General features: G+C 74.3%; 18 protein-coding genes and 1 pseudogene. 10 read left to right on the plus strand and 9 right to left on the minus strand.

Annotated features, from left to right (window positions below; translation table 11 throughout):
• Positions 1–184 precede the first annotated feature (184 nt).
• Positions 185–736, plus strand: a complete 552-nt coding sequence (locus tag NUM_RS02630; RefSeq protein WP_207122940.1) for a TetR/AcrR family transcriptional regulator — start codon at positions 185–187, stop codon at positions 734–736.
• A 20-nt stretch (positions 737–756) separates the two neighbouring features.
• Here NUM_RS02630 and NUM_RS02635 read toward each other — a convergent pair whose 3' ends face one another.
• Entirely contained in the window at positions 757–1,947 is a 1,191-nt protein-coding gene (locus tag NUM_RS02635; protein ID WP_207122907.1) for an amino acid deaminase/aldolase, read from the minus strand.
• Between the two features lie 354 nt (positions 1,948–2,301).
• Between NUM_RS02635 and tmk the strand changes: the two are divergent.
• A pseudogene (gene tmk / locus NUM_RS02640) lies at positions 2,302–4,266 on the plus strand (dTMP kinase); the annotation flags it as partial.
• Positions 4,267–5,373: 1,107 nt separating this feature from the next.
• Positions 5,374–6,549 carry a DNA polymerase III subunit delta' gene (locus NUM_RS02645; RefSeq protein WP_207122908.1) on the plus strand — a complete coding sequence of 392 codons (1,176 nt, stop codon included), beginning with the start codon at positions 5,374–5,376 and terminating at the stop codon, positions 6,547–6,549.
• Between the two features lie 112 nt (positions 6,550–6,661).
• On the opposite strand, the gene NUM_RS02650 is transcribed toward NUM_RS02645, so the two are convergent.
• Positions 6,662–7,816 (minus strand): hypothetical protein, encoded by a 1,155-nt coding sequence (locus NUM_RS02650; protein ID WP_207122909.1) that lies wholly within the window; start codon positions 7,814–7,816, stop codon positions 6,662–6,664.
• Between the two features lie 680 nt (positions 7,817–8,496).
• Between NUM_RS02650 and NUM_RS02655 the strand changes: the two genes are divergently transcribed.
• Both NUM_RS02655 and NUM_RS02660 read left to right on the plus strand, forming a co-directional pair.
• Positions 8,497–10,200 (plus strand): NAD-binding protein, encoded by a 1,704-nt coding sequence (locus tag NUM_RS02655; RefSeq protein WP_207122910.1) that lies wholly within the window; start codon positions 8,497–8,499, stop codon positions 10,198–10,200.
• A gap of 115 nt (positions 10,201–10,315) precedes the next feature.
• Positions 10,316–10,969 (plus strand): nitroreductase family protein, encoded by a 654-nt coding sequence (locus NUM_RS02660; RefSeq protein WP_207122911.1) that lies wholly within the window; start codon positions 10,316–10,318, stop codon positions 10,967–10,969.
• Positions 10,970–11,191: 222 nt separating this feature from the next.
• On the opposite strand, the gene NUM_RS02665 is transcribed toward NUM_RS02660, so the two are convergent.
• The gene (locus NUM_RS02665; RefSeq protein ID WP_225918289.1) at positions 11,192–12,253 is read right to left on the minus strand and encodes a WD40/YVTN/BNR-like repeat-containing protein; all 1,062 of its coding nucleotides are present in this window, start codon (positions 12,251–12,253) and stop codon (positions 11,192–11,194) included.
• 288 nt (positions 12,254–12,541) lie between these two features.
• Positions 12,542–13,795: a DUF4032 domain-containing protein gene (locus tag NUM_RS02670; RefSeq protein WP_207122942.1), complete on the minus strand. Its 1,254-nt coding sequence runs from the start codon at positions 13,793–13,795 to the stop codon at positions 12,542–12,544.
• A 219-nt stretch (positions 13,796–14,014) separates the two neighbouring features.
• On the opposite strand from NUM_RS02670, the gene NUM_RS02675 reads away from it, so the two are divergent.
• The 5 genes from NUM_RS02675 to NUM_RS02695 all read left to right on the plus strand — a co-directional run bounded on the left by NUM_RS02675 (position 14,015) and on the right by NUM_RS02695 (position 18,424).
• Positions 14,015–15,412: a trypsin-like serine peptidase gene (locus NUM_RS02675; protein ID WP_207122912.1), complete on the plus strand. Its 1,398-nt coding sequence runs from the start codon at positions 14,015–14,017 to the stop codon at positions 15,410–15,412.
• A 147-nt stretch (positions 15,413–15,559) separates the two neighbouring features.
• On the plus strand, positions 15,560–16,240 hold the full coding sequence (locus tag NUM_RS02680; RefSeq protein ID WP_207122913.1) for a phosphatase PAP2 family protein: 681 nt from the start codon (positions 15,560–15,562) through the stop codon (positions 16,238–16,240).
• Between the two features lie 56 nt (positions 16,241–16,296).
• Positions 16,297–16,938: a phosphatase PAP2 family protein gene (locus tag NUM_RS02685; protein WP_225918290.1), complete on the plus strand. Its 642-nt coding sequence runs from the start codon at positions 16,297–16,299 to the stop codon at positions 16,936–16,938.
• Between the two features lie 83 nt (positions 16,939–17,021).
• Positions 17,022–17,531 carry a SigE family RNA polymerase sigma factor gene (locus NUM_RS02690; protein ID WP_207122914.1) on the plus strand — a complete coding sequence of 170 codons (510 nt, stop codon included), beginning with the start codon at positions 17,022–17,024 and terminating at the stop codon, positions 17,529–17,531.
• Complete coding sequence (locus NUM_RS02695) at positions 17,528–18,424, plus strand: hypothetical protein (RefSeq protein WP_207122915.1); 897 nt, start codon at positions 17,528–17,530, stop codon at positions 18,422–18,424. The genes NUM_RS02690 and NUM_RS02695 overlap by 4 nt, the downstream gene beginning before the upstream one ends.
• A 42-nt stretch (positions 18,425–18,466) precedes the next feature.
• Here the strand turns inward: NUM_RS02695 and NUM_RS02700 are convergent, their stop codons facing one another.
• From NUM_RS02700 to NUM_RS02720, 5 genes are all read right to left on the minus strand, one after another.
• Positions 18,467–19,303, minus strand: a complete 837-nt coding sequence (locus NUM_RS02700; protein ID WP_207122916.1) for a class II fructose-bisphosphate aldolase — start codon at positions 19,301–19,303, stop codon at positions 18,467–18,469.
• 123 nt (positions 19,304–19,426) lie between these two features.
• Positions 19,427–20,377, minus strand: coding sequence for a 1-phosphofructokinase family hexose kinase (locus NUM_RS02705; protein ID WP_207122917.1), 951 nt, complete (start codon positions 20,375–20,377; stop codon positions 19,427–19,429).
• A complete protein-coding gene (gene nagA / locus NUM_RS02710; RefSeq protein ID WP_207122918.1) occupies positions 20,374–21,492 on the minus strand; it encodes an N-acetylglucosamine-6-phosphate deacetylase in 1,119 nt (372 codons plus the stop codon). Before nagA ends, NUM_RS02705 begins: the two co-directional genes overlap by 4 nt.
• A gap of 51 nt (positions 21,493–21,543) precedes the next feature.
• On the minus strand, positions 21,544–22,533 hold the full coding sequence (locus NUM_RS02715) for an ROK family protein (RefSeq protein WP_207122919.1): 990 nt from the start codon (positions 22,531–22,533) through the stop codon (positions 21,544–21,546).
• Entirely contained in the window at positions 22,530–23,432 is a 903-nt protein-coding gene (locus NUM_RS02720) for an SIS domain-containing protein (protein WP_207122920.1), read from the minus strand. Before NUM_RS02720 ends, NUM_RS02715 begins: the two co-directional genes overlap by 4 nt.
• Between the last annotated feature and the right edge of the window lie 43 nt (positions 23,433–23,475).

Consider the following 23,475-nt stretch of genomic DNA (forward strand, 5'->3'; position numbering starts at 1 on the left):
TGGTGCGATCCTAGGTCTGGTGGGCGGTTCCGCACCACCCTGGACGCTTGCTCGCCCGGGGTTCGCGGCGCACGGTGAGGGGGCGGTGACGGTGGCGCAGGGTCGGCAGACCGCCGGGCGGAAGGGCGGCGCCCCGCTGCGGCGCGTTCCGGTCCAGGAACGCAGCGCCGCACGGGTGCAGCGGATGCTCGACGCCTGCGCCGAACTCGTCGACGAGCTCGGCTACGACGGGCTGAGCACCACGCTGCTCGCCGAGCGCGCCGGCGTCGCCATCGGCTCGGTCTACCAGTTCTTCCCGGACAAGCGCGCCGTCGTGCAGGCGGTCACCGTCCGCAACCTCGAGACGTACCTGCAGCGCATCTCCCGCCGGTTCACCGAGGGCGGCTTCCAGCACTGGTGGGACGGCGTCGACGCGGTCATCGACGAGTACGTCGAGATGCAGCGCGGCACGCCCGGCTTCCGTGGCCTGCACTTCGGCGACATCGTCGACACGCACCTGCTGGACGAGACCCGCGACAACAACGACGTGATCGTCGGCAAGCTGCGCGACGTGCTCGTCGAGCGGTTCGAGCTGGTCGCCGACGAGAGGCTCGACTTCGCCCTGGCGATCGCGGTGGAGACCGGCGACGCGCTGATCAAGCTCGCCTTCCGCCGGACCCCCGACGGTGACCCGGCGGTGATCACCGAGGCCAAGGCGCTGATCCGCCAGTACCTCGCCACCTACGTCACCGTCTGACGCCCCATACGCTGGTGCGGTCAGAGGAAGGCGTGGCCCTCGCCGCGGTAGGTGGGCACGGTGTCGACGATCCGGTCGCCGTCGACCAGGTGCAGCTCGTCCACCCGCTCGCACAGCTCGCCGGCCTTGGCGTGCCGGAACCAGACCCGGTCGCCCACGGCCAGCTCGCGCACCCCAGGCCCGGTCAGCGGGGTCTGCACCTCGCCGGCCCCCTCGGTACCGACGTAGCGCAGCCCGGCCGGCAGGGTGGGCCGCGGCAGCCGGTCGGCGCGCGGCACCCCGGAGGCCACCCAGCCGCCGCCGAGCACCGTGACCACGCCCGGGGCCGGCCGGCGCACCACCGACAGGGCGAAGAACGCCGCCGGATGCGGGCGCCACGCCGCGTAGCCGTCGAACGTGGCCGGACCGTACAGGCCGGAGCCGGCGGCGATCTCGGTGACCGCCGGCTCGGCCGCGGTGCTGTGCACGCTGCCGGTGCCGCCGCCGTTGACGAACTCCAGCTCGGCGACCTGCCGTACCGCGTCGACCGCGGCGGTGCGCCGGGCGGCCAGCTCGGACCGGGACACGTGCTGGATGCGGCGCAGCACCGCGCCGTACAGCGGGCGGCCCGGCGGGTGGTCCTGCAGCCCGGCGATGTGCGCCTCGTACGCCATCACGCCGACCAGCCGGAACCCCGGCCGGGCGACGACGGTACGGGCGGCGCGGGCCAGCTGCGCCGGGGTGTGCAGCGGCGAGCGCCGGACCCCGATGTGCGCCGCACCGAACAGCGGCCGCCAGGACGCGTCCAGCTCCAGGCAGACCCGTACCGGCGGGCGGTTGCTCGGCAGCACCGAGTCGATCAGATCGAGCTGCTCCGGTGAGTCGATCATCACGGTGACGCGCTCGGCGAGGGTCTCGTCGGCCAGCTCGGCGATCGCCGCGCGGTGCACGCTCGGGTACGCGACGAGCACGTCGGGGTGGCCGGACCGGGCCAGCCACACCGCCTCGGGCAGGGTGAACGCCATGATGCCGGCGAAGCCCGGCTCGGCCAGCGCCGCGGACAGCAGCGCCCGGCAGCGCACCGACTTGCTCGCCACCCGGATCGGCCGGCCGGCCGCGCGGGCCCGCAGCTCGGCCGCGTTGGCGCGGAACGCGGCCAGCTCGACCACCGCGAACGGCGGGTCCAGCTCGGCGGTCGCCGCGTCCAGGCGGTCTCGCAGCGTGGCGCTCACGACCGTTGCTCCATGGCGGTAAACGTAGCGCCGGAGCCGACCAAACGCGAGATCTCTTCATGAATTCGCCGCCGTGGTGACGCTCACCGCTCCACGCGGCGGGGCGCGCCGCCGCCGGCCTCCGCGCGCACCTACCCTGAACAACCCACCGATACAGTGGAATGCACGCGCGAGGGCCCGACGGACCCGTCGTCGACCGCGCAGCCGGCGGCCCGGCACCGTGCCACCGGTGCCCCGCCCGCAACGGGGGAGGAGTCAGTCATCGCCACGCATCCCGCGCAGGAGCGATCGGGCACCGGCGGAGCCGAGGCGCCAGCAGGCAGCGAGCTGTCCGGCATCGCCGAACTCAAGGCGATCCTGCGGCTCCGGGCGTTTCGCCGGCTCTGGATAGTGCTCGGCTTCTCCTCCATCGGCGACTGGCTCGGCATCCTCGCCACCAGCACGTTCGCCTCCAGCCTGTTCTCCAACCCGGCCGCGCAGGGCGCCGCGTTCTCCGGCGCGATCGTGGTTCGGCTGATCCCGGCGCTGGTGCTCGGGCCGATCGCCGGCGTGTTCGCGGACCGGTTCGACCGCCGCCGCACCATGGTCATCTGCGACTCGACCCGCTTCGTGCTGTACGCGTCGATCCCGATCGTCGGCATCTTCGCCGGCAGCGTGGTCACCGCCGCCTGGCTCGCGGTCGCCACCTTCATGATCGAGACCTGCCAGATGATGTGGGCGCCGGCCAAGGAGGCGTCGGTACCCAACCTGGTGCCGAAGAAGCGGCTGGAGCGGGCGAACCAGCTCGCCATGGCCACCACGTACGGCGTGACACCGATCCTCGCCGGCCTGGTCCTGGCGTTCCTCAACTGGCTGATCGGCGCGCTCGGCTTCGGCTCGTCGTACTCGGTGGCGCTGATGCTCAACGCCCTGACGTACGCGGCGACCGCGCTGATGGTGTGGTTCGGCATCAAGGAGATCTCCGGGCATCGGGACAAGGCGCCGGAGAAGGCCGAAGAGGGCATGCTCCGCCAGTTCGTGGACGGCTGGCGCTACATCGCCCGGTTCCGGTTCGCGCGCGGGCTGGTGCTCGGCATCTTCGGCGCGTTCGCCGCCGCCGGCGTCGTGATCGGCGCCGGCCGGACGTACGCGAAGTCGCTCGGCGGCGGCGACGCGTCGTTCTTCCTGCTGTTCGCGCTGCTGTTCGTCGGCCTCGGGATCGGCATCGGCGCCGGCCCCAAGCTGGTCGGGCAGCTGTCCCGGCGGCGCTGGTTCGGGCTGTCGATCATCCTCGCCACCGGCGCGGTCGGCCTGCTCGCGATCGCCCCGCACCTGTTCGTCGCGGCGTTCCTGACCGTCGTGGTCGGCGCCGGCGCCGGGATGGCCTTCCTGAACGGCATCACGCTGCTCGGCGTCGAGATCGAGGACGCGATGCGCGGCCGGGTGTACTCGTTCATCCAGGTGTCGGTGCAGGGCGTGCTGCTGCTGACGCTGTCCGCGTCCAGCGTGCTGGTCGGCATCGGCTCGTCCCGGGTGCTGTCGCTCGGCCCGGTCGCGGTCAGCATCAGCTCCACCCGGGTGCTGCTGCTGGCCGCCGGCGTGGTCGGGGTGTTCGCCGGGTTCGCCGCGCTGCGGCAGATGGACGACAAGCGCGGCGTGCCGCTGCTCGCCGACCTCATCTCCTCGATCCGGGGCCGTCCGCTCGGCCGGCCGGAGCCGCCCGAGGGCAGCGGCCTGTTCGTGGTGTTCGAGGGCGGCGAGGGTGCCGGCAAGTCGACCCAGGTGATCAAGCTGGCCGCCTGGCTGCGGGTGCACGGCAACGAGGCGGTGGTGACCCGCGAACCGGGCGCGACCGAGGTCGGTGCCCGCATCCGCGGGCTGGTGCTGGATGCCGGCGAGACCACCGTGTCGCCGCGGGCCGAGGCGCTGCTGTACGCGGCCGACCGGGCGCACCACGTGGCCACCGTGGTCCGGCCAGCGCTGCAGCGCGGTGCCGTCGTGGTCAGCGACCGGTACGTCGACTCGTCGCTGGCCTACCAGGGCGCCGGCCGCACCCTGCCGCCGGAGGAGATCGGCTGGCTGTCCGACTGGGCCACCGGCGGCCTGCGGCCCCACCTGGTCGTGCTGCTCGACATCGACCCGAACGTCGGGCTGGCGCGGGCCGCCGCCCGCAGCACGGCCGACAAGCTGGAGGCCGAGTCGATCCTGTTCCACGAGCGGGTCCGGCAGGCGTTCCTCGACCTGGCCGAGCGCGACCCGGCCCGCTACCTGGTGCTGGACGCCACGCTCGACCAGGAGCAGCTCGCCGAGCGGGTCCGGGAGCGGGTCTCCCGGCTGCTCAAGCCGACCGACGACGACACCGACACCGGGTCGACCGCCGAGCCCGGGCCGGCGTCGTCCGGTGCCGCCGGCCCGGTGCCGGCGTCGCCCGGCGGTAGCGGGTCGGGTTCCGCCGGCGAGGAGCCGAGCGGGCCCGAGCCGACCGGCACCGGGTACGGCCGGATCACGGCCTCGGGTGACGACCGTGCGGCGCCCGGCGACCGGTCGGCACCGCGGCCGGACGCCACCGCGGTGTTGCCGCCGACGGGCCCCGGCCTGCCGGACGCGACCTCGACGACGGGCACGTCGGCGGAAGCCGGGTCGCGGTCGGCCGCCAGCGCCCAGCCGGAGGGTCGCACCGCGACCCGCGGTGCTTCGGACCGGGAAGCGACGACGCCGGACGGGCCGACGATCGCACCGGCTGCCGGGGGCGAGACCGGCGCGCCATCGACACGGGACGAGACGAGCGTCCTGCCGAAGGTCTCCGACGAGACCACGGTGCTGTCCCGGGTGCCCGACGAGGCGAGCGTCTCGTCCGAGGGCCCGTCGGACGAGACGACGGTGCTGCCGAAGGTCTCCGACGAGACCACGGTGCTGTCCCGGGTGCCCGACGAGGCGAGCGTCTCGTCCGAGGGCCCGTCGGACGAGACGACGGTGCTGCCGAAGACCGCCGACGAGACGACGGTGCTGTCCAGGCTGCCCGACGAAGCGAGCGTCTCGTCCGACGAGACGACGGTGCTGCCGACGACCGCCGACGAAACGACCGTGTTGCCGAAGGTCGGCGACGAGCCGAGCGGGTTGCCGAAGGTGGTCGACGAGACGACGGTGCTGCCGAAGGTGACCGACGAGGCGGGCGCGGCGGACGAGACGAGCGTGTTGCCACGGGTCCGGGACGAGTCGGCGCCGGCGACCGGGCCGGACGGTACCTCGGTGCTGCCGGTGGTGTCCGAGCCGAGCGACCCGTGGCGGTCGTCGACCGAGACGACGGTGTTCCCGGCGGTGACCCCCGGCTTCGACCCGTGGGCGCCGCAGCCGGAGCAGCCCGAGTACGACGACGAGACCATGATCATGCCGTCCCGCACCGGCGACCTGCGCCGGCGGCGACCGCGCCGGAAGCGCTGACCGACCATGGCGGACGTGTTCGACACGGTGGTGGGGCAGCCGGAGGCGGTGGCGGTACTGCGCCGCGCGGCGAGCGTCGGCCGGCCCGGCGGTGCACCGGCGCACGCGATGACGCACGCCTGGCTGTTCACCGGCCCGCCCGGCTCGGGACGTTCGGGTGCGGCCCGGGCGTTCGCCGCCGCGCTGCAGTGCGAGCACAGCGGCTGCGGCGAGTGCCGGTCCTGCCACACCGTGCTCGCCGGTACCCACGCGGACGTGCGGTTCGTGGTGCCGGACGGGCTGACGATCGGCGTCGACGCGATGCGCGCGCTGGTGCTGCGGGCGCAGGGCGCGCCGTCGTCCGGCCGGTGGCAGATCCTGGTCATCGCCGACGCCGACCGGCTCACCGAGGCGGCCAGCAACGCGCTGCTCAAGGCGATCGAGGAGCCGCCGGCGCGAACGGTGTTCCTGCTGTGCACCCCGTCCACGCACCCGGACGACATCTCGGTGACGATCCGGTCCCGCTGCCGGGTGGTCACGCTGCGCACCCCGGCGGTGGACGCGGTCGCGGCGGCGCTCGCGGCCGACGGCGGTACCGATCCGGCCATCGCGGCGTGGGCCGCCGCGGCGGCGCAGGGGCACATCGGCCGGGCCCGCAAGCTCGCCACCGACGAGGTCGCGCAGGCCACCCGCCAGGCGGTACTCGCCATCCCGCGCAAGCTGACCAGCCTCGCCGCCTGCTTCGACGCGGCCGGCGAGCTGGTCGCCGCGACCGAGCGGGAGAGTGCGGACGAGTACTCGGAGCTGTCCGCGAAGGAACGCGACGAGCTGGCCACCGCACTGGGCGCCGGCGGTACCGGGAAGGGTTCGGCCGGCGCCGCCCGGGGTTCGGCCGGGCAGCTCAAGGAGCTGGAGAAGCGGCAGAAGACCCGCGCCACCCGGGCCCAGCGGGACGCGCTCGACCGGGCGCTGACCGACCTGGCCGGCTTCTACCGGGACGTGCTGGTGACGCGGCTGGCCGCGCCGGTGCCGATGGTGCACGCGGACGCGACGGAGCTGACCGCGGCGGCGGCGCAGCGCTGGGAGCCGGCCGCCACGTTGCGCCGGCTCACCGCCGTACTGGAGTGCCGGGACGCGATCGCCGCGAACGTCAAGCCGAAGATCGCGGTCGAGTCGATGATGCTCACCCTCTGGCGCGGCTGACCGACCGAGCCGGGCCGAGCACGTCCGCAGTGGACAGACCCGACCCGTGGACGAGACGAAGGGGCGCCCCTCCCGCTGGTGCGGAAGGGGCGCCCCGGCGTGTTACGTGGCGTTACGCGCCCAGGCCGCCGACCAGGCCGGTGACCGTGGACAGCGGGTCCGAGCCGAGACCCGGGGCGCCACCGGTGGTGGGCTGGTCCGGGTTCGCCGGCGAGACACCCGCCGGTGCGTCACCGCTCCGGGTGGTACCGGTCGGTGCCGCCGCCGGCGCGCCGGTGGACAGCATGCCGTCCTCCTGGCCCGGCAGCGAACCCAGCTGGCTGGTGACCGGGCCGGTCAGGTCGCCGACCGGCAGGCCGGCGACGTTCGCACCACCGGCGAGCGAGTCGACCGGCGAACCCTCGGTGGCCGACTCGGTACCGGGCAGGCCGGACAGGCTCGGGCCGCCGGTGAGCTTGCCCACCGTGCTGCCCAGGCCGCTGCCGGCCTTGGTGACGAGTCCGTCGGTGGGCAGCTGGTTGTTCTGCCCGATGGTGAACCCGTCCTCGGTGCTGAACACCGGCACCGCCCGCAGCGGCGCCCCGCTGAACGGCACCGGCTCCGCCTGCAGCGGAGCCGAGCCGAGCGGCAGCGACGCCGACTCGGTGGTGTTGCTGTCGGTCGGGCCGACCTCACCGGTCGGCGCCTGCGCGGCCGGTGCCTGCGGCGCTGCCGCCGGCGGCTGCTGCGCCGGCGCCTGCTGTCCCTGCGTCGCGCCGGACAGCAGCGGTCCGACGACCGGCAGACCGCTCGGGTCGGCCAGATCGGTCGGTCCGCCGGACTCGGTGCCGGTCAGCCCGGACAGCGGTCCCGCGGCCGGGCCGGCCAGCGACTGCACCGGCTTGACCACCGGAGCGGCCGCGCCGGTCAGCTGCGGCACGTCGACCTTGGTGCCGTTGGTCGGCGGGTTGCCCGTCGAGATGCCCGGCAGGCCTTCCGGCGTGCTGGCGGACTCGTTGAACACCGTGCCCGGCTGCGCGACACCCGGGTGCACCGTGTCCGGGTGCATGAAGCCACCCGTGATCGGCAGACCCAACTGACCCAGCTGGCTCGCCGGGTCGTGCTGCACCATGACCGGGTGCGTGACGCCGCCGGAGTTGACCAGCGCCGCCGGCTTGTCGGCCGCCGCCACCTGCGTACTGGCGTCGGCGGACGCCGCACCGAACAGCAGCATGCCGCCGACGGCGACAGCCGCGGTCATCGCGCGGTAGATCCACTTGCGGTTCATCGTTATGTCCTCAATGCATCGGGTACGTGATTGGTTTGCGCCGGCGGTGCCGGCACGCGTACCCGCGGAGCGAGCGACCGGCACGTGGCGGCGCGATGCCGGCACGTGCCCGTGATGGAGCGGAAGGTGAAGTCGACCGCGTGTCGTGTGCGAGCAGAGCGCGAGGTACCTCCCGGGCGCGGGGCAGCCCGTGGCGGGCTGGCTGCCCGCCCCGGCGCGCCCGGGGTGCGGTACGTCCGAACCGATCCACACCCGGATGGCGGGGTCGGTCGTCGATCTGCTCGCTCCGCGGTTTTCTCCTCGGAGCGCTCTGGATCCACCTCGTGGTGGCTCGACCCGGCCACGGTCGCCGTGTGGCATGGGGCCGTCGGTAGCTGCGCCAGGGCTGGTATGGACGGTGCCGGCAGCGCCTGCCCGCGCGCCGGACGCCGTACGCCCCTGGTGCACTGCACCTCCACACGGAGGTACCGGCAGAATCGCGGATGCCATCCCGCCGCCACCTCCTCGTCGGATCAAGAGAGCTCCGGGCACGGATTGTGCCTACCCACGTACATAACGTGCAAGTGCCAGGGATGGGTTACGCGACACATTCCCCGTCGCGTCGAGATGCCGACCGGCCGGGGGGTCTGTGCCGCGTCGGGAGACATGGCGGCGAAAGCGATCTTGGTTACCATCGCCCTGTGCCGCCCACCCGCCGAGTCCTGCCCATCTCGCTGCCGTTCGGGCAGCGTCCCCGCCGGGGCCGCATCGTGGTGTGCGGCGCCAACCAGCTGGCGTACCGGCTGGTGGAGGAGCTGACCACCCGGCACGGCGAGTCGGTCGTGTCGATCGTCGAGTCGATCGGGCACAACCGGGCCGGCGACATCGCCGCACTCGACGGCGTGGAGATCATCGAGTCGAGCCGGCTGGACGGCAAGGTGTTCGAGAAGGCCGACCTGCGCACCGCGCGGTCGCTGGCGCTGGTCGCCGACGACGACGTCGGCAACCTGCACGCGGCGCTGCGGGCCCAGGAGGTCAGCCCGAAGCTGCGGCTGGTCATCCGGATGTCCAACGCGAACCTGCGGTACCGGATCCACGAGCTGTTCGCCGACTGCACCGCGCTGCACGACGCCAGCACCGCGGCGCCGGCGTTCGTCGCCGCCGCACTCGACCGGCCGGCGCCGATCCGGCTGCCCACCCGCACCCTGATCACCGCCCGCCGCCGGGACGTACCGGCCGACTCGGTGGTCTGCGCGCTCGCCGGGGCCGCCGAGCCGACCGGCCCGCTCAGCCTGCTGCCGAACAGCAGCCGGCCCGACGACCTGGTCCTCGCCACCGCCGACGGGCAGCGCGAACGGTCCGGCCCGCGCGCCCGCACCTCGTACCGGATGCGGCAGGCGCTGCGGCGCAGCGTGCGGCGCGGCCTCGCCATCGCGGTCGGCGTGCTGCTCGGGCTGATCGTGCTGGGCATCGTGCTGCGGGTCGGCGTGCTCGGCGATCCGCTCGGCTTCTCGCTGTACGACACGGTGCTCACCATCGCCGGCGCCGGCGACCCGGACCGCGGCTACTCCGGCCTGGAGGAGGCGATCCAGGCGGTCACCATGATCGGCGGTGTCGCGCTGATCCCGGCCATCACCGCCGCGCTGGTCGACTGGGTGGTGCGGGCCCGGCTGACCGCCGCGCAACAGTCCGCCCCGGTGTACCGGGAGGGCCACGTCATCGTCACCGGTCTCGGCGACGTGGGCGAGCGCATCGTGCGCCAGCTCGACGACATGGGCGAGCGGGTCGTCGCGATCGAGAGCGGCGACCACGGGCCGGGCCTGGCGTTGTGCCGCGAGCGGGGCATCCCGGTGATCCGCGGCGACGCCACCCGGTCCGACGTGCTCAGCCAGGCGAACCTGCACAGCTGCCGCGCACTGGTGCCGGTGACCAGCGACGACGTCACCAACCTGGAGATCGCGCTGAACGCCACGGCGACCCGCGCCGACCTGCGGGTGGTGCTGCGGCTGTTCGACGCCGACCTCGCCGCCCGGGTGGAGGAGCAGTTCGGCATCACCACCTCGCGCAGCGTCGCCTACCTGGCCGCGCCGGTGTTCGCCGCCGCACTGGTGGAGCGGCAGGTCATCAACACCATCCCGGTCGGCCGCCGGGTGCTCGTCATCGCCGACCTGCCGGTGTCCGCCGGCGCGCAGCTCGCCGGCCAGGCGGTACGCATCGGCAACGTGGCCGGGGAGAGCCGGGTCGTCGCGCTGCGCGGTACCGACGGGGAGTGGACCTGGGCGCCCGCGCTGGACCAGAGGCTGCGGGCCGGGGAGCGCATCATGGTGCTGGCCACCCGCGCCGGGCTCGGCCGACTGCTCGCTGCGAGCGACGAGTCACCGGGCACCCCGGAGGACGGCGACTGACCGCGGCCGAGCCGGTTGGGTGGTTCCAGGCAGGCCCGACCGAGAGACTGTCGGGGAACCTTCGGCCGCGCGAGCCGACGAAGGGGTTCCCCATCAGCCTGCGGAAGGGACCGAGATGACCGGCTACCCGACGATCCCCGCGCCACGCTTCGACGTACCGGACGACGAGGCGGTCGCCCGAGCCCGCGCGTTCGCCGACACGATGGCGCGCCGCCGTACCATCCGCGAGTTCGACGACCGGCCGGTACCGCGGGAGGTGCTGGCCGCCGCGATCCGCGCCGCCGCCACCGCACCCAGCGGCGCGAACCTGCAACCGTGGCGGTTCGTCGTCGTCACCGACCCGGACACCAAACGTCGGATCCGGGAGGCCGCCGAGGTGGAGGAACGCGAGTTCTACGCCCGGCGGGCCTCGCCGGAGTGGCTCGCCGCGCTGGCCCCGCTCGGTACCGACCCGGAGAAGCCGTTCCTGACCGACGCACCGGCACTGATCGTGGTGTTCGAGGTGCACCAGGGGCCGGACACGCCGCGGCCGTACTACGTCAAGGAGTCGGTCGGGATCGCGGTCGGGTTCCTGCTCGCCGCGCTGCACCAGGCCGGGCTCGCCACGCTCACGCACACGCCGAGCCCGATGCGGTTCCTCACCGAGGTCTGCGGGCGGCCGGCGGAGGAACGCGCGTACGTGGTGGTGCCGGTCGGCTATCCCGCCGCCGACGCGCGGGTACCCGACATCGAACGCAAGCCGCTCGACGACGTGCTCGTGGAGCTCTGACGCCGCGCGGCCGCCCCGGGCGTACCCGTCCTGTTCGGCGCGCCGCCCGGCCGGCCTGGCGTACCGGGCCAGGCCCCGCGCCGGGGGCCGGTGGGCGTGCCTGGCCCCGAGCCCGGGGGCCGGTGGGCGTGCCTGGCCCCGCGCCGGCGGCCGGTGGGCGTGCCTGGTCGAGCCGCCGCGCCGGCGGCCGGTCGGGAGGTCACCCGGCCGTCCGCCGTCCGATCAGCGGTCCAGCACCGCGATGCGACCGTCCACGCCGGACGCCCAGCAGGAACCGTGCGCGCACTGCACCGCGTCGAAGCTGCCGTCGTCGAACCGGGTCCAGCTGCGCCCGCCGTCGGTCGACACGTCGCTGCCGGTCGGGCCGACCGCGAGCACCGTGTGCCGGTTCAGGAACGCCGCACCGGACCGGTACTGGCCGGGGCCGTCGACACCGGTCCAGCTGCGGCCGCCGTCCGCGGTGATCGCCTCGGCGTTCGGCGCGGCGTCCGGGTTCGCGAAGTCGCCGCCGACCGCGACGCCGTGCCGCGGGTCGTGGAACGCCAGCGAGAAGATCCCGGCCGACGCCGAACTCGGTACCGACGTGCCGGCGTAGCGCCAGTGTCGGCCGAGGTCGTCCGACCGGTACACCCGGGACACGGTGCCGCCGCCGGACGCCAGGAACGCGGTGCGGCCGATCGTCACCAGGCAGGTACCGCTGGCGGCGAAGCCGGCCTCGCCGGTCTGCGCGGGCGGCATGCCGGCGGCCGGCAGCAGCCGCCAGTGGTGCCCGCCGTCCGCGGTCGACAGGATCCGGAACCGGCCGTCGACCGGGTCGGACATGGCCAGGCCGTGCCACCGGTCGTAGAAGGCGGTGCAGTCGTAGAACGCGTCCGGGTCGGTGTTGCGGAACGCGGTCGTCCAGTGCGCGCCGCCGTCGTCGGTGACGAGGATGCGGGACGCCTCGCCGGGGCCGATCGACAACGCGACCGCGTGGTACGCGTCGGTCGCTTCGATGTCGCGGAACTCCAGCTCCGCCGCGTTCGGCGGCGACACCGTCTGCCAGTCACGCCCGCCGTCGGTGGTGCGCATGACCACGCCGCCGACCCCGGCCACCCACGCCACCCGGGAGCTCACCGCGGCCAGGCCGCGGAACTGCCCGCCGCCGGTGTGCACCAGCCGCCAGGACGGCTGGTGCTGGCCAGGATGCCGCGGCTGGGCTCCGGGCTGCGCGGCCGCCGGTACGGCCGTCGCCAGCACGCCCGCGGCGACCGCGGTGGCCGCCAGTACGTTGCGAAGTCTCATGTCGCCGCAACCTACCGGGCCGTGCAGCGGGACGCAGCCCGCGCGAGGGTCCCCGGCGGCTCGCTGCGGTTGTCCACAGGCCCCCGCGCTGTCCACAGGACGCCCCGACAGGCGCTGATCCGCACCCGTCGATGGGTAGGATTGGCGCCGGGGTGCCCCCCAGGGCGGGTGGGGGCTGTCTGCGGTCCGAAACGTTGCCCACCAGTGCGGCTACCTTGCCCACCAGCCCGGCCACCTGGCCCACCGGCGCGACAACCTCCTCCGGCGGCGGGCAGACCGCGCCGAGGCTCAGGAGGCGGCGACGTTCTCGCCGAGGACGGACTGCTCGTCGGGCTTGTGCGCGAGCACGTTGTCCAGGAACGAGATCAGCGCGATGTGCATGCCGACGTCGAGGCCGGCCTCCTCGGACATGTACCAGCGGTGGTCGAGCAGCTGGTGGTACAGCTCGGTCGGCTCCAGCTTGCCGCGCAGCTCGGCCGGGACCGCCCCGACGACGGGCTCGAACACGTCGGTCAGCCAGCGGGCGGCGGCGATCTGCTCGTCGTGCAGGCCGTTGGCGGCGCGGTACGTGTCGAGGTCGTTGAGCAGGATGCGGGCCTGGTTCTCCTCGGCGTCGAGGCCGGTGAGCTGTTGCAGCCGGCGGGCGTGGTGGCCGGAGTCGACGACCTTGGGCCGCACCCGGTAGGCGTCGCCGGCCTCGGTGGTGCTCATCGACATCTCGGCGACGTCGAAGCCGAGGTCGTTGAGCCGGCGGATCCGCGACTCCAGCTTGTGCCGCTCGCGCCGGCCGATGACCTGCTCGTAGGTGATCTCGTGCCAGAGCCCCTCGTACCGCTCGACGACCTGCTCGGAGACCCACTCGGGGTCGATGGACGGGTGCAGGTAGCCGCCGGCCTCCAGGTCGAGCGCCTCGCCGAAGATGTTGACCCGGGCGAGTTCCAGGTCCTCGTCGCGCTGGCCGGCGGACAGCTGGTTGTGCAGCGCGCCGGTCTCGGCGTCCACCAGGTACGCGGCGAACGCGCCGGCGTCGCGCCGGAACAGCGTGTTGGACAGCGAGCAGTCGCCCCAGAAGAACCCGGCCAGGTGCAGCCGTACCAGCAGCGCCGCGAGCGCGTCGAGCAGCCGGTTCATCGTGTCGGGCCGCAGCGTGTGGGAGAACAGCGCGCGGTAGGGCAGGGAGAACTGGAGGTGCCGGGTGATCAGCGCCGGCTCCAGCGGTTCGCCGTCGTCGGACTTCCGGTCGTACACGATGGCGACCGCGGCGACGGCCGGCGCGTCGAGCCGTTCCAGCCCGCGCAGCAGCCCGTACTCCTTGTCGGCGACCCGCTGGCCGGTCTCCTTGACCGCGTACACCACGTCGCCGAGCCGGACGAAGCGCACGACGTGCCGGGAGATGCCGCGGGGCAGCGCGACCAGCCAGTCGGCCGGCCACTGTGCGAGCGGCGTCTCCCATGGCAGGTCCAGCAGCGCCGGATCGGTCAACGCGGAGGTGATGTGCACGGTGTTCAGCATGCCGCCGGTACGGGGCCGGTGGCAGCCCATCGGGACAGTGAGGATCGTCGCGCTCGTCGCCGCCCGCCCCGATGACTCCACAGAGTGGTACTACAGCCACTTACCGCATCTTTCGCCCCGGGCCGCTCGTTAACCGCCTCTGAGGAGACCACCGTCGGTGGCCGCCGCGCCGGCCGCGGCACACCGCCGGCGTTCGTTCAGAGGTGTCGGCAGGCCCTGCCGGCGGCACCTCCAAGGAGGGAGCGGTACATGACACGTCGTCGGACCGGGCTGCTCGTCGCCGCGGGGGTGGCGGTCGCCGCGCTCGCGGTGGGCAGCGATGCGGCCGCCGGAGGTCCCGTCATCGGGCACCTGATGGCCGGCTCCACGCCGCACGCCACGGCGGCGGCGCACCGGGGGTCGGACGCCCGTACCGGCGCGCACGACGCCGCGAACGCGACCACCGGACGGCACACCGGCCACGGCGACGCCGCGACGTCCGGGTCGCACGCCGGCGGTACGGGCCGGGCCCGGCACACCGAGTCCGCCACCGAGCCGGCCGCGGTCGGCGTGGAGGAGGCCGGCAGCCAGGACTCGGTGACCCGGCACGTCGACTACTCGGGCAGCCCGACCACGCGGTTCAGCTACCCCGGCGCCGACTACGTCAAGGTGCACTTCGCCCGCCTGCTGGTACGCCCCGGCGACTGGGTCACCGTCTCCGACGAGTCCGGCAGGCAGAGCTACACGTACCGCGGGGATCCGCGACTGCTGAAGCTGCCCAAGGACTCGCCGAGCACGGTGAGCGGCTCCGACGGCTTCTGGGCGATGTCGATCACCGGCGACACCGCGGTCGTCACGCTGCACAAGACGTTGCCCGGCCCGGGCCTGGGCAAGTTCGGCGTGGACGTGGACAAGGTCGCGCACGGGTTCACCGCCTCGCAGCGGGCCGACCGGGAGCACAAGGAACGGCTCGCCGAGGGCGGCCGGCGACCGGAGAGCGTGTGCGGCTCGGACGACGCGCAGGACGCGGTCTGCTACAAGACCAGCCACCCGGTCGAGTACCAGCACTCGCTGCCGGTGGCGCGGCTGCTGATCAACGGCACCACGCTGTGCACCGCGTGGCGGGTCACCGCCGACGACCGGATGCTCACCAACCACCACTGCCTCGGCGACCAGGCCGACACGTCCAACACCGAGGTCTGGTTCAACTACCAGTGCTCCAGCTGCGGCGGCAGCGAGATCGCGCCGGTGACGAAGGTACCGGCGGACAAGCTGCTGCGCACCGACGAGACGCTCGACTACTCGCTGTTCAGCGTGTCGGACTTCGCGTCCATCAAGCACTTCGGCTACCTGGGGCTGGACATCCGCAAGCCGAAGGCCGGCGAGCAGGTGTACATCCCGCAGCACCCGGAGGGTGACCCGACCAAGCTCGCCATCGCCTCCGACGGGGAGAACAACTCGACCTGTCAGATCGACCAGGCCACCATCGACGGGTACGCCAGCAACTCCGACACCGGGTACCGCTGCGACACCGCGCCGGGCGCGTCCGGCTCGCCGGTCATCGCCCGCAGTACCAACCGGGTGATCGCGCTGCACCACCTCGGCGGCTGCCCGAACAGCGGCGTCCGCATCGACCTGATCTACCCGCAGATCAAGTCGCTGTTGTAACCGCGGCACCGACCGGTCGGCCCGGATGCCCGAAGAGGACATCCGGGCCGATTCGCGTCATCGCCGGCATGCTCCCGGTGCCGCCGGGTACGGTCGCTGTCGGTGGCCGACGGCGAGGGAGCGCGCGATGACACAGCGGGGACGCCGGTGAGTTCCGGCTCGGCGGTCGTGGCGATCCGGCCGGTACCGCGGGCCTGGGGGGTCGACGCCGCGCTGCTTGGCGGCTTCCTCGCGATCACCGCGGCGCTGCTGTGGTGGCCGGCGCTGCTGCGGCTCGACGTGGCGGTCCGGGACGTCAGCGACGGGCACCGGCCGGCGGCGGCGTACTGGACCGCCTGGCTGTTCAACCACCTCGGCCAGGGCACCCCGCTCGCGGTGCTGGCCCTGGTCATCGCGATCGTCCTCGCGGTCCGGGCGCGGACCGCCCGGCCGGTCCTGCCGGTGCTCGCGGCGGAGCTGCTCACCTACGGCGTGGTCGGGCCGCTGAAGCTCGGCACCGAGCGGGCCGCCCCGCACTACGGCGCGGTCGAGCTGTTCGCCACCCCGGGCCAGCAGTCCTACCCGTCCGGTCACCTGGTCAACACCATCGTCTGGTACGCGGTGCTCGCCGCCCTGCTGGCCGCCTACCTGCCGGCGACGGTGCTCACCGCGGTCCGGGTGGTGCCGGTCGTGGTCACCTCCATCACCACCGTCTACCTCGGGTACCACTGGCTGACCGACACGCTCGCCGGGCTGCTGCTCGGGGTGCTGCTGTGCCGGGTCCTGGCCCGGATCCCCTGGCAACGCGTTCCGCTGCCGGCGGCGCTGGACCGGGCGGGCCGACCCTGATCCGCACCGAGATCCTGCACCGGCCCCGGCTGCGTCCGGCCGGCTGGTGGGTCGAGGTGGCGTTGGCGGTCGGGTTCGCCGCGCTGACCGTGTCGTTGCGCACCGCGAGCCCGCTGACCGGGTTCGACCGCTGGCTGCGTGACCTCTGCGACGCGCACCGCCCGCCCGCCGCGTACTGGCTGGCCCGCGCGGTCAACCTGGTCGGCAACGGCGGCTGGATCATGACGGTGGTGCTGCTGCTGGCGCTGCTGCTCGCGGTACGCCGGCGCACGGTGCGGCCGCTGCTGCCGCCGGTGGCCGCGGCGATCCTGTCCGGTGCGCTGCTGGTGCCGCTCAAGGCGGTCACCGCCCGACCGGCGCCGCACCATGGCGGGCCGGTGCCGGCGTTCACGGTGCCGGGGCAGGAGTCGTACCCGTCGGGGCACCTGGTCAACGCGATCGTGTGGTACGGGCTGGCCGCCGCGCTGCTCGCCCCGTACCTGCCGGTGCCGGCCCGGCGGGTGCTGCGCGCCGCGCCGCCGGTACTGGTCTTCTGCTCCACGCTCTACCTGGGGTTTCACTGGTTCACCGACGACCTGGCCGGCCTTGCCCTGGGCGCGCTGGTCTACCGGATCGTCTGCCGGGTGCCGTGGTCGGCGCTGCCGCTCCCGCCGCTGCTGGAACGGCGCCCACCGCCGGCCACCCGCCCCTGGCCGTGACCGGTTCGCCGCTCGCCCGCCCGGCCGGACGACCGGTTCGCCGGGCCAGCCAACCTGGCCGCCCGGTGCGACGTGGGAGAGGTGTGAGCGAAGACAGCGAACGAGCGGGCGACGCGGACTACGCCGCCTTCGTCGAACGGTGCTGGGGCCCGCAGCTGCGGGTCGCCACGCTGCTCGTCGGAGACCGGTACCGGGCCGAGGAACTGCTCCAGGACAGCCTGGTGAAGCTGTACCCGCGGTGGCGGCGGGTCAGCCGGGGCGGCAACCCGGACGCGTACCTGCGCCGGATGCTCGTCAACGGCCGGATCAGCCGCTGGCGGCGCAGACGCCGGGAACAGCTGGTGGCGGAGCCGCCGGACCGGCCGGGCCCGTCGACGCCGGAACAGCACGACGAACTGCACCGGGCGCTGCTCGCGCTGCCGCGGCGGCAGCGGGCGGTGGTGGTGCTGCGGCACTACGCCGACCTGTCCGAACGGGACGTGGCCGCGGCGCTGGGTTGCAGCGTCGGCACCGTCAAGTCGCAGAACTCCCGCGCGCTGGAGAAGTTGCGCGCCCAGCTCGCCACCCCGAACCACGAAGGAGCCAACACATGAACGAGCACGACGAACTCTCCCGCGCTCTGCACGCCATGGTCGACGACCAGCCGGTCGGCGCCGCGCCGCTGGCCGACCTGGTACGGCGGGGCCGGGCCGCCGGCCGCACCCGCGCCGTGGGCCGGTCGGCGATCGCGATCGGGGCGGTGGCCGTCGTCGGTGCCGGTACCGCGATCGGGATGTCCGGCCACGACGACGGCGGCACCGCCCGGCACCGCGCCGTCGGGGCCTCACCGCGCCCCTCCGGTACCGCCGGAACGACTCACGGCTCGGCGCCGGCGACGGTACCGGTGCGGCTGGTCGACGCGGTGACCAAGACGGCCGGGACGAGTTTCCAGATGGAAAGCTACGCCGACTGGAGCCAGCGCAAGAGCGGTGCGGACTGTTCTGGCGGCTGGGACCCGAAGCGCAAGGTGGGCTGGATGTCGGTGCCGGGCGGCGCCGAGCCGACCGTGGAGATCTTCGGCAACGACATCTACGAACGCGCGCCGGTCGGCGGCGCAGGCTCCCGTGACTGGCAGAAATACGACCCGAAGGACTACACGAAGGACGGCAGCCAGCCGCCGCCGCGGGATTCCTTCTACTGCGGTGGCGAGGACACCGCCACCATGTCCGGCATCCTCGCGGACATGCGGAAGGAGGGCCCGGTCCGGTTGCTGGGCCGAAAGACCAGGGACGGCAAGAAGTTCGACGTGTACAGCGTGACGAGCACCAAGCCGGTCATCGGCGACGGCAGCTACGACACCACCCAGGCCTGGGTGAACGTGCAGACCGGCTACGTGGAGCAGCTCTGGTCCTGGGAGGCGCCGAAGGGCGCCACGGCGATCCCGTCGGTGACGCTGTACTCGCACTTCGGCGAGCCGGTGCGGCTCCACCGTCCGCCGGTGAACTGACCTGATCCGGCCCGGCCGCGGCGACGCCGCGGCCGGGCCGGATCAGCCGGCGAGGACGGTGAGGAAGTGGGCGACGGCGTCGGTCATCGCGTCCCGGGCCGGGGCCAGGTACCTGCGCGGGTCGACCAGCTTCTCGTCGCCGGCCAGCACGGTACGCACCGCGCCGGTGAACGCGATGTTCAGCGCGGTACCGATGTTGATCTTCACCATGCCGGCCCGGACCGCGGCGGCGAGCTCGTCGTCCGGCACCCCGGACGAGCCGTGCAGCACCAACGGTACCGGTACGGCGGCGGCGATCCGCTCGATCAGGGCGTGGTCGAGGCTGGCCGAGCGGGACGTCATGGCGTGCGAGGAACCGACCGCGACGGCGAGCGCGTCCACCCCGGTGGCGGCGACGAACTCGCGCGCCTCGGCCGGATCGGTACGCACTCCGGGCGCGTGCGCGCCGTCCTTGCCACCGACCTCGCCCAGCTCGCTCTCCAGCCAGAGCCCGTGCTCGTGGCAGTACGCGGCGGCGTCCCGCGTCGCGGCGACGTTCTCGGCGTACGGCAGCGTCGACCCGTCGTACATCACCGAGCCGAACCGGTGCGCCGGCGCCTGCCGCAGCAACGCGAGGTCCTCGACGTGGTCCAGGTGCATCGCACAGTCCACAGTGGACAGTTCGGCGACCGCGGCGGTGGCCGCGGCGATCGGGCCGAGCCGCCCACCGTGGAACTTCACCGCGTTCTGGCTGATCTGCAGGATCACCGGCAACCCGGCGCGCTCGGCGCCGGCCGTGATCGCCTCGGCGTGTTCCACGGTGATCACGTTGAACGCGGCGACTCCGCGCCCCGCGGCGGCGGCGTCGGCGACCAGCCGACCGGTCGGTGTCAGCGGCATCGCTCTCGGCTCCTCTGCGTCGGATCCCGTCGGGCCGGCGTCCGGCGGGCGGGTGCGGTCGGTCGGGCGCGGACCGGCAGGCCGGCGCCGGCGGTCGGTGGTTGCGGTGCGGGGCCGGACATCTCAGTCCGCCAGCGACTCGGGCAGCACCATGGTCTCGACCTCCACCGCCCGCCGCAGCCGGTCGTACGCGCTGCCGTCGACCGCACCGGCCACCGGCGCCGCGACCGCCGCGGCGGACAGCGCCACCGCGTCGCCGAGCACCGTCCGCCAGGGCGTGCCGTTGGCGAGACCGCGGGCCAGCGCGGCGACCACCGCGTCGCCCGCGCCGGTCGGGTTGCCGGTCACCGTCTCCGGCGGCACCGCCCGGTACGCGCCGTCCGGCGTGCTCGCGATCAGCCCGTCCGGTCCGCGCGAGCACACCACCGCGCCGGCCCCCGCGTCGCGCAGCGCGTGCGCGGCGGCCAACACCTCGGCGGGCGACTCCGGCACGACCCCACCGCGTACCGACGCCAGCTCGGCGGCGTTCGGCTTCACCACGGTGGGTCCGGCCGGCAGCGCCGCCGCCAGCACCGCGCCCTCAGCGTCCACGATGGACGGTACGGCCGCCTCCGCGGTGATCGCCACCAGCTGCGCGTACGCGTCGTCCGGAAGTCCGGTGGGCAGGCTGCCGGACAGCACCACCGCGCGCGCCACCCGGGCCAGCCCGCGGAACCGGTTGACGAACGCGTCCCACTCCGCCTCGGTCACCGGCGGCCCCGGCTCCCAGAACCCGGTCGCGTCGGTACCGTCGGCCACGACCAGGGTGCGCCGCGAGTCGGCGGCGATCGGGACGAACGCCTCCGGGATCTCCGCGGCGGCCAGCCCGTCCCGGATCTGTTCCCCTGTCGGCCCGCCGACCAGGCCGGTGGCGACCACCGGCTCGTCCAGCGCGGTCAGCAGCGCGGCGACGTTGACGCCCTTGCCGCCGGGCCGGCCGGACACCGCCCGTACCCGGTGGGTGGCGTGCGGCCGCAGCTCGTCGACGCGGTAGGTGACGTCCAGCGCGGCGTTCAGGGTGACGGTCAGGATCACTGGAACACCCCGTTCCGCATCACCCGGCGCACCGCGAGGAACTCGTCCAGTACCACCAGGTCGGCGCGCTTGCCGACGGTCAGCTCGCCGCGGTCGGTGAGGCCGAGCGCGGCGGCCGGGGTGGTCGCGGCCATCCGCGCGGCGTCCACGATGGACAGTCCGGCGCCGACCGCCCGGCGCAGCGCGGCGTCCATGGTCAGGGTGGAGCCGGCGATCGAGCCGCCGACCGACAGCCGGGCCACCCCGCCGGTGACGGTCACCGCCTGGCCGCCCAGGTCGTACTCGCCGTCGGACATGCCGGCGGCGGCCATCGCATCGGTGACCAGCGCGGCCCGGCCGGCGCCGACCGCGTGCACCGCGAACGCCAGCGTGCCGTCGTGCAGGTGGTGCCCGTCCGCGATGAACTCGCAGGTCACGCCGGGCGCGTCGAGCAGCGCGACGATGGGCCCCGGCTCCCGGTGGTGGATCGGGCGCATCCCGTTGAACACGTGCGTACCGACCGTGGCGCCGGCCTCGACCGCGGCGCCGACCTGCTCGTAGCTGGCGTCGGTGTGCCCGACCGCGGCGACCACGCCCCGCTCGACCAGCAGCCGGATCGCGTCCAGCGCGCCGTCGCGTTCCGGCGCGATCGTCACCATCCGCACCCCGCCGAGGTCCAGCAGCCCGCCGAGCTCGTCCAGGTCGGGGTCGCGCAGGTACGCCGGGTTCTGCGCGCCGCAGCGCGCCTGCGACAGGTACGGGCCCTCGTAGTGCAGGCCGGCGAGGGTGCCGTCGGCGACCAGCGGCCGGTACGCGGTGGTCGCCGCGGCCATCAGCTCGGCCGGCGCGGTGACCAGGCTGGCCAGCAGCGTGGTGGTGCCGTGCCGGCGGTGGAACGCCGCGGCGGTACGCGCCTGGTCGGCGTCACCGGTGGTGAACGTGGCGCCGCCGCCGCCGTGCGTGTGGATGTCCACGAACCCGGGCAGTACGGTGTGCCCGCCCAGGTCCACGTCGTCCACCGTGGACGGTGGTGCGTCGGTACCGAGCTCGGTGAGCTGCCCGTCCTCGACGCGCAGCCACGCCCGGTCCAGCACCTCGGTGGGGGTCACCACCCGGGCGTTGTGCAACAGCGGCATCCGCACAGCTCCTCAGCTCAGCGCCCGGTCGGCGACCCGGCGGCGTGTCGTTCAGTGCCCGGTCGGCGAGCCGGCGGCGAACCCGGCATGGAACCGGTCCAGCGCGAGCAGCGCGGCGCCGATGCAGCCGGCCTGGTCGCCGAGCGCGGCGGCCACCAGTCGCGGCATCGTCTGGAACGCGAGCCGTTCCATGATCGCCGCGTGCAGCGGGTCGAGCAACGCCGCGCCGGCCTCGGCCAGCCCGCCGCCGATCACGATCACCTCGGGGTCCAGCAGCCGCATCGCGGTGATCAGCCCGTCCGCGAGCAGCTCGACGGTCTGCCGCCACACCCGGCCGGCGCGCTCCTCGCCGGCGACCGCGCGGCGGACCACCTCGGCGGCGGCGACCCGGTCCCCGCCCGCCTCGCCGTACCGGCGGGCCACCGCGGAGGCGGACGCCACCGCCTCCAGGCAGCCGTACCGGCCGCAGCCGCACCGCGGCCCGTCGGTACACACGACCTGGACGTGGCCCAGCTCGCTCGGTGCGCCGTGCGCACCCGGGTACGGCACGCCGGACAGCACGTGGCCGGCGGCGATGCCGGTACCGATGGCGACGAACAGCACGTTGTCGCTGCCGGCACCGGCGCCGAGCCGGGCCTCGGCGACCGCCCCGGCCCGTACGTCGTGGCCGAGGGCGGTGGTCAGCCCGGTCCGGGCGTCGATCAGCTCGCCGAACGGCACGTCCCGCCAGCCGATGTTCGCCGAGTACCCGGCGACCCGGCGCACCTCGTCGACCACGCCCGGGACGACCAGCCCCACCGCGCGCGGGGTCAGTCCCCGCGCGCGGGCGGTGTCGGCCAGCCCGGCCGCCACGTCGCCGATGGTCGCGACCACCGCGTCCGGGCCGCGGTCGGCGTTGGTGTCGTGCCGCTCGGTGTGCCGGACCGTACCGGCCCCGTCGACCACCGCACACTTCATCGAGGTACCGCCGACGTCGATCGCCACGGCGACCTCGACCCGCTCCGCGTCCGTGCCGGCGGCGCCGGCGCTCTGCTGCGTCATGGGTTGAGGATGACCGAACGGGTCAGGTGGCGGGGGTGGTCGGGGTCCTGGCCGCGGTGGGTGGCCACGGCGATCGCGAACCGCTGCGCCCGCACCAGGTCGGCCATCGGGTCCAGCCCGCTTTCGACGAACGTGCCGCCGGTGTCGGCCACCTGCGCCGCCAACCCCTCGGGCGGGATGCCGAACACCCAGGTCGCGCGGTTCGGGCCGGTGATCGAGATCGGGCCGTGCCGGTACTCCATCGCCGGGTACGACTCGGTCCAGAACGTCGCGGCCTCGCGGCACTTGAGCGCCGCCTCGTTCGCGAGGCCGACGGTCCAGCCGCGGCCGAGGAACGTGACCTGCTCGGTGCTGTCGACCGGCAGCGGCAGCGGTTCGGCGATCGCGGTGGCGGCGTCGTCGGCCGCGGCGGTCAGGTCCTCGCCGAGACTGGCCCGCAGCAGTGCGAGCGCGGTGGTGGCGAACCGGGTCTGTACCACGGACCGCTCGTCAGCGAAGTCCAGCACGATGGTGTCGCCGGCCAGCGGCGCCATCGGTGCGTCGTGGATGCCGGTCAGCAGCACGCTGGGCACGCTCGGCGGCAGCTGGTGCAGCAGTTCCAGCACCTCGGTGGTGGTGCCGGAGCGGCTGATCGCGACCAGCCGGTCGTACTCGCGGGTCAGCGGCATCTCGGAGGCGGCGAACGCGTCGGTGACGCCCTTGCCGGCGGCCTCCCGGCGGGCCGCGTACGACTGGGCCATGAACCAGGAGGTGCCGCAGCCGACGACCGCGACCCGCTCCCCGTCGGCGGGCAGTGCCCGGGCCGCGTCGGCCGCGATCGCCGCGGCGCGGCGCCAACAGTCCGGCTGGCTGGCGATCTCGTCCAGCACCGCCGGGGTGCTCCCTGCTGCGTCCGACATGGCCCCTCCAGTAGGTTGGCGCCGCCGGCGCAGTATCGGTTCG

It is taken from the genome of Actinocatenispora comari, assembly GCF_017312725.1.
GTDB lineage: Bacteria > Actinomycetota > Actinomycetes > Mycobacteriales > Micromonosporaceae > Actinocatenispora > Actinocatenispora comari.

Bases quoted from the DNA above. Each gene is read 5' to 3' on its own strand.
- nagA (WP_207122918.1), bottom strand. From the start codon at position 21,492: ATGCCGCTGTTGCACAACGCCCGGGTGGTGACCCCCACCGAGGTGCTG.
- NUM_RS02645 (WP_207122908.1), top strand. From the start codon at position 5,374: ATGGCGGACGTGTTCGACACGGTGGTGGGGCAGCCGGAGGCGGTGGCG.
- NUM_RS02660 (WP_207122911.1), top strand. From the start codon at position 10,316: ATGACCGGCTACCCGACGATCCCCGCGCCACGCTTCGACGTACCGGAC.
- NUM_RS02695 (WP_207122915.1), top strand. From the start codon at position 17,528: ATGAACGAGCACGACGAACTCTCCCGCGCTCTGCACGCCATGGTCGAC.
- NUM_RS02650 (WP_207122909.1), bottom strand. From the start codon at position 7,816: ATGAACCGCAAGTGGATCTACCGCGCGATGACCGCGGCTGTCGCCGTC.
- NUM_RS02630 (WP_207122940.1), top strand. From the start codon at position 185: ATGCTCGACGCCTGCGCCGAACTCGTCGACGAGCTCGGCTACGACGGG.
- NUM_RS02665 (WP_225918289.1), bottom strand. From the start codon at position 12,253: ATGAGACTTCGCAACGTACTGGCGGCCACCGCGGTCGCCGCGGGCGTG.
- NUM_RS02715 (WP_207122919.1), bottom strand. From the start codon at position 22,533: ATGACGCAGCAGAGCGCCGGCGCCGCCGGCACGGACGCGGAGCGGGTC.
- NUM_RS02700 (WP_207122916.1), bottom strand. From the start codon at position 19,303: ATGCCGCTGACACCGACCGGTCGGCTGGTCGCCGACGCCGCCGCCGCG.
- NUM_RS02675 (WP_207122912.1), top strand. From the start codon at position 14,015: ATGACACGTCGTCGGACCGGGCTGCTCGTCGCCGCGGGGGTGGCGGTC.
- NUM_RS02670 (WP_207122942.1), bottom strand. From the start codon at position 13,795: ATGGGCTGCCACCGGCCCCGTACCGGCGGCATGCTGAACACCGTGCAC.
- NUM_RS02720 (WP_207122920.1), bottom strand. From the start codon at position 23,432: ATGTCGGACGCAGCAGGGAGCACCCCGGCGGTGCTGGACGAGATCGCC.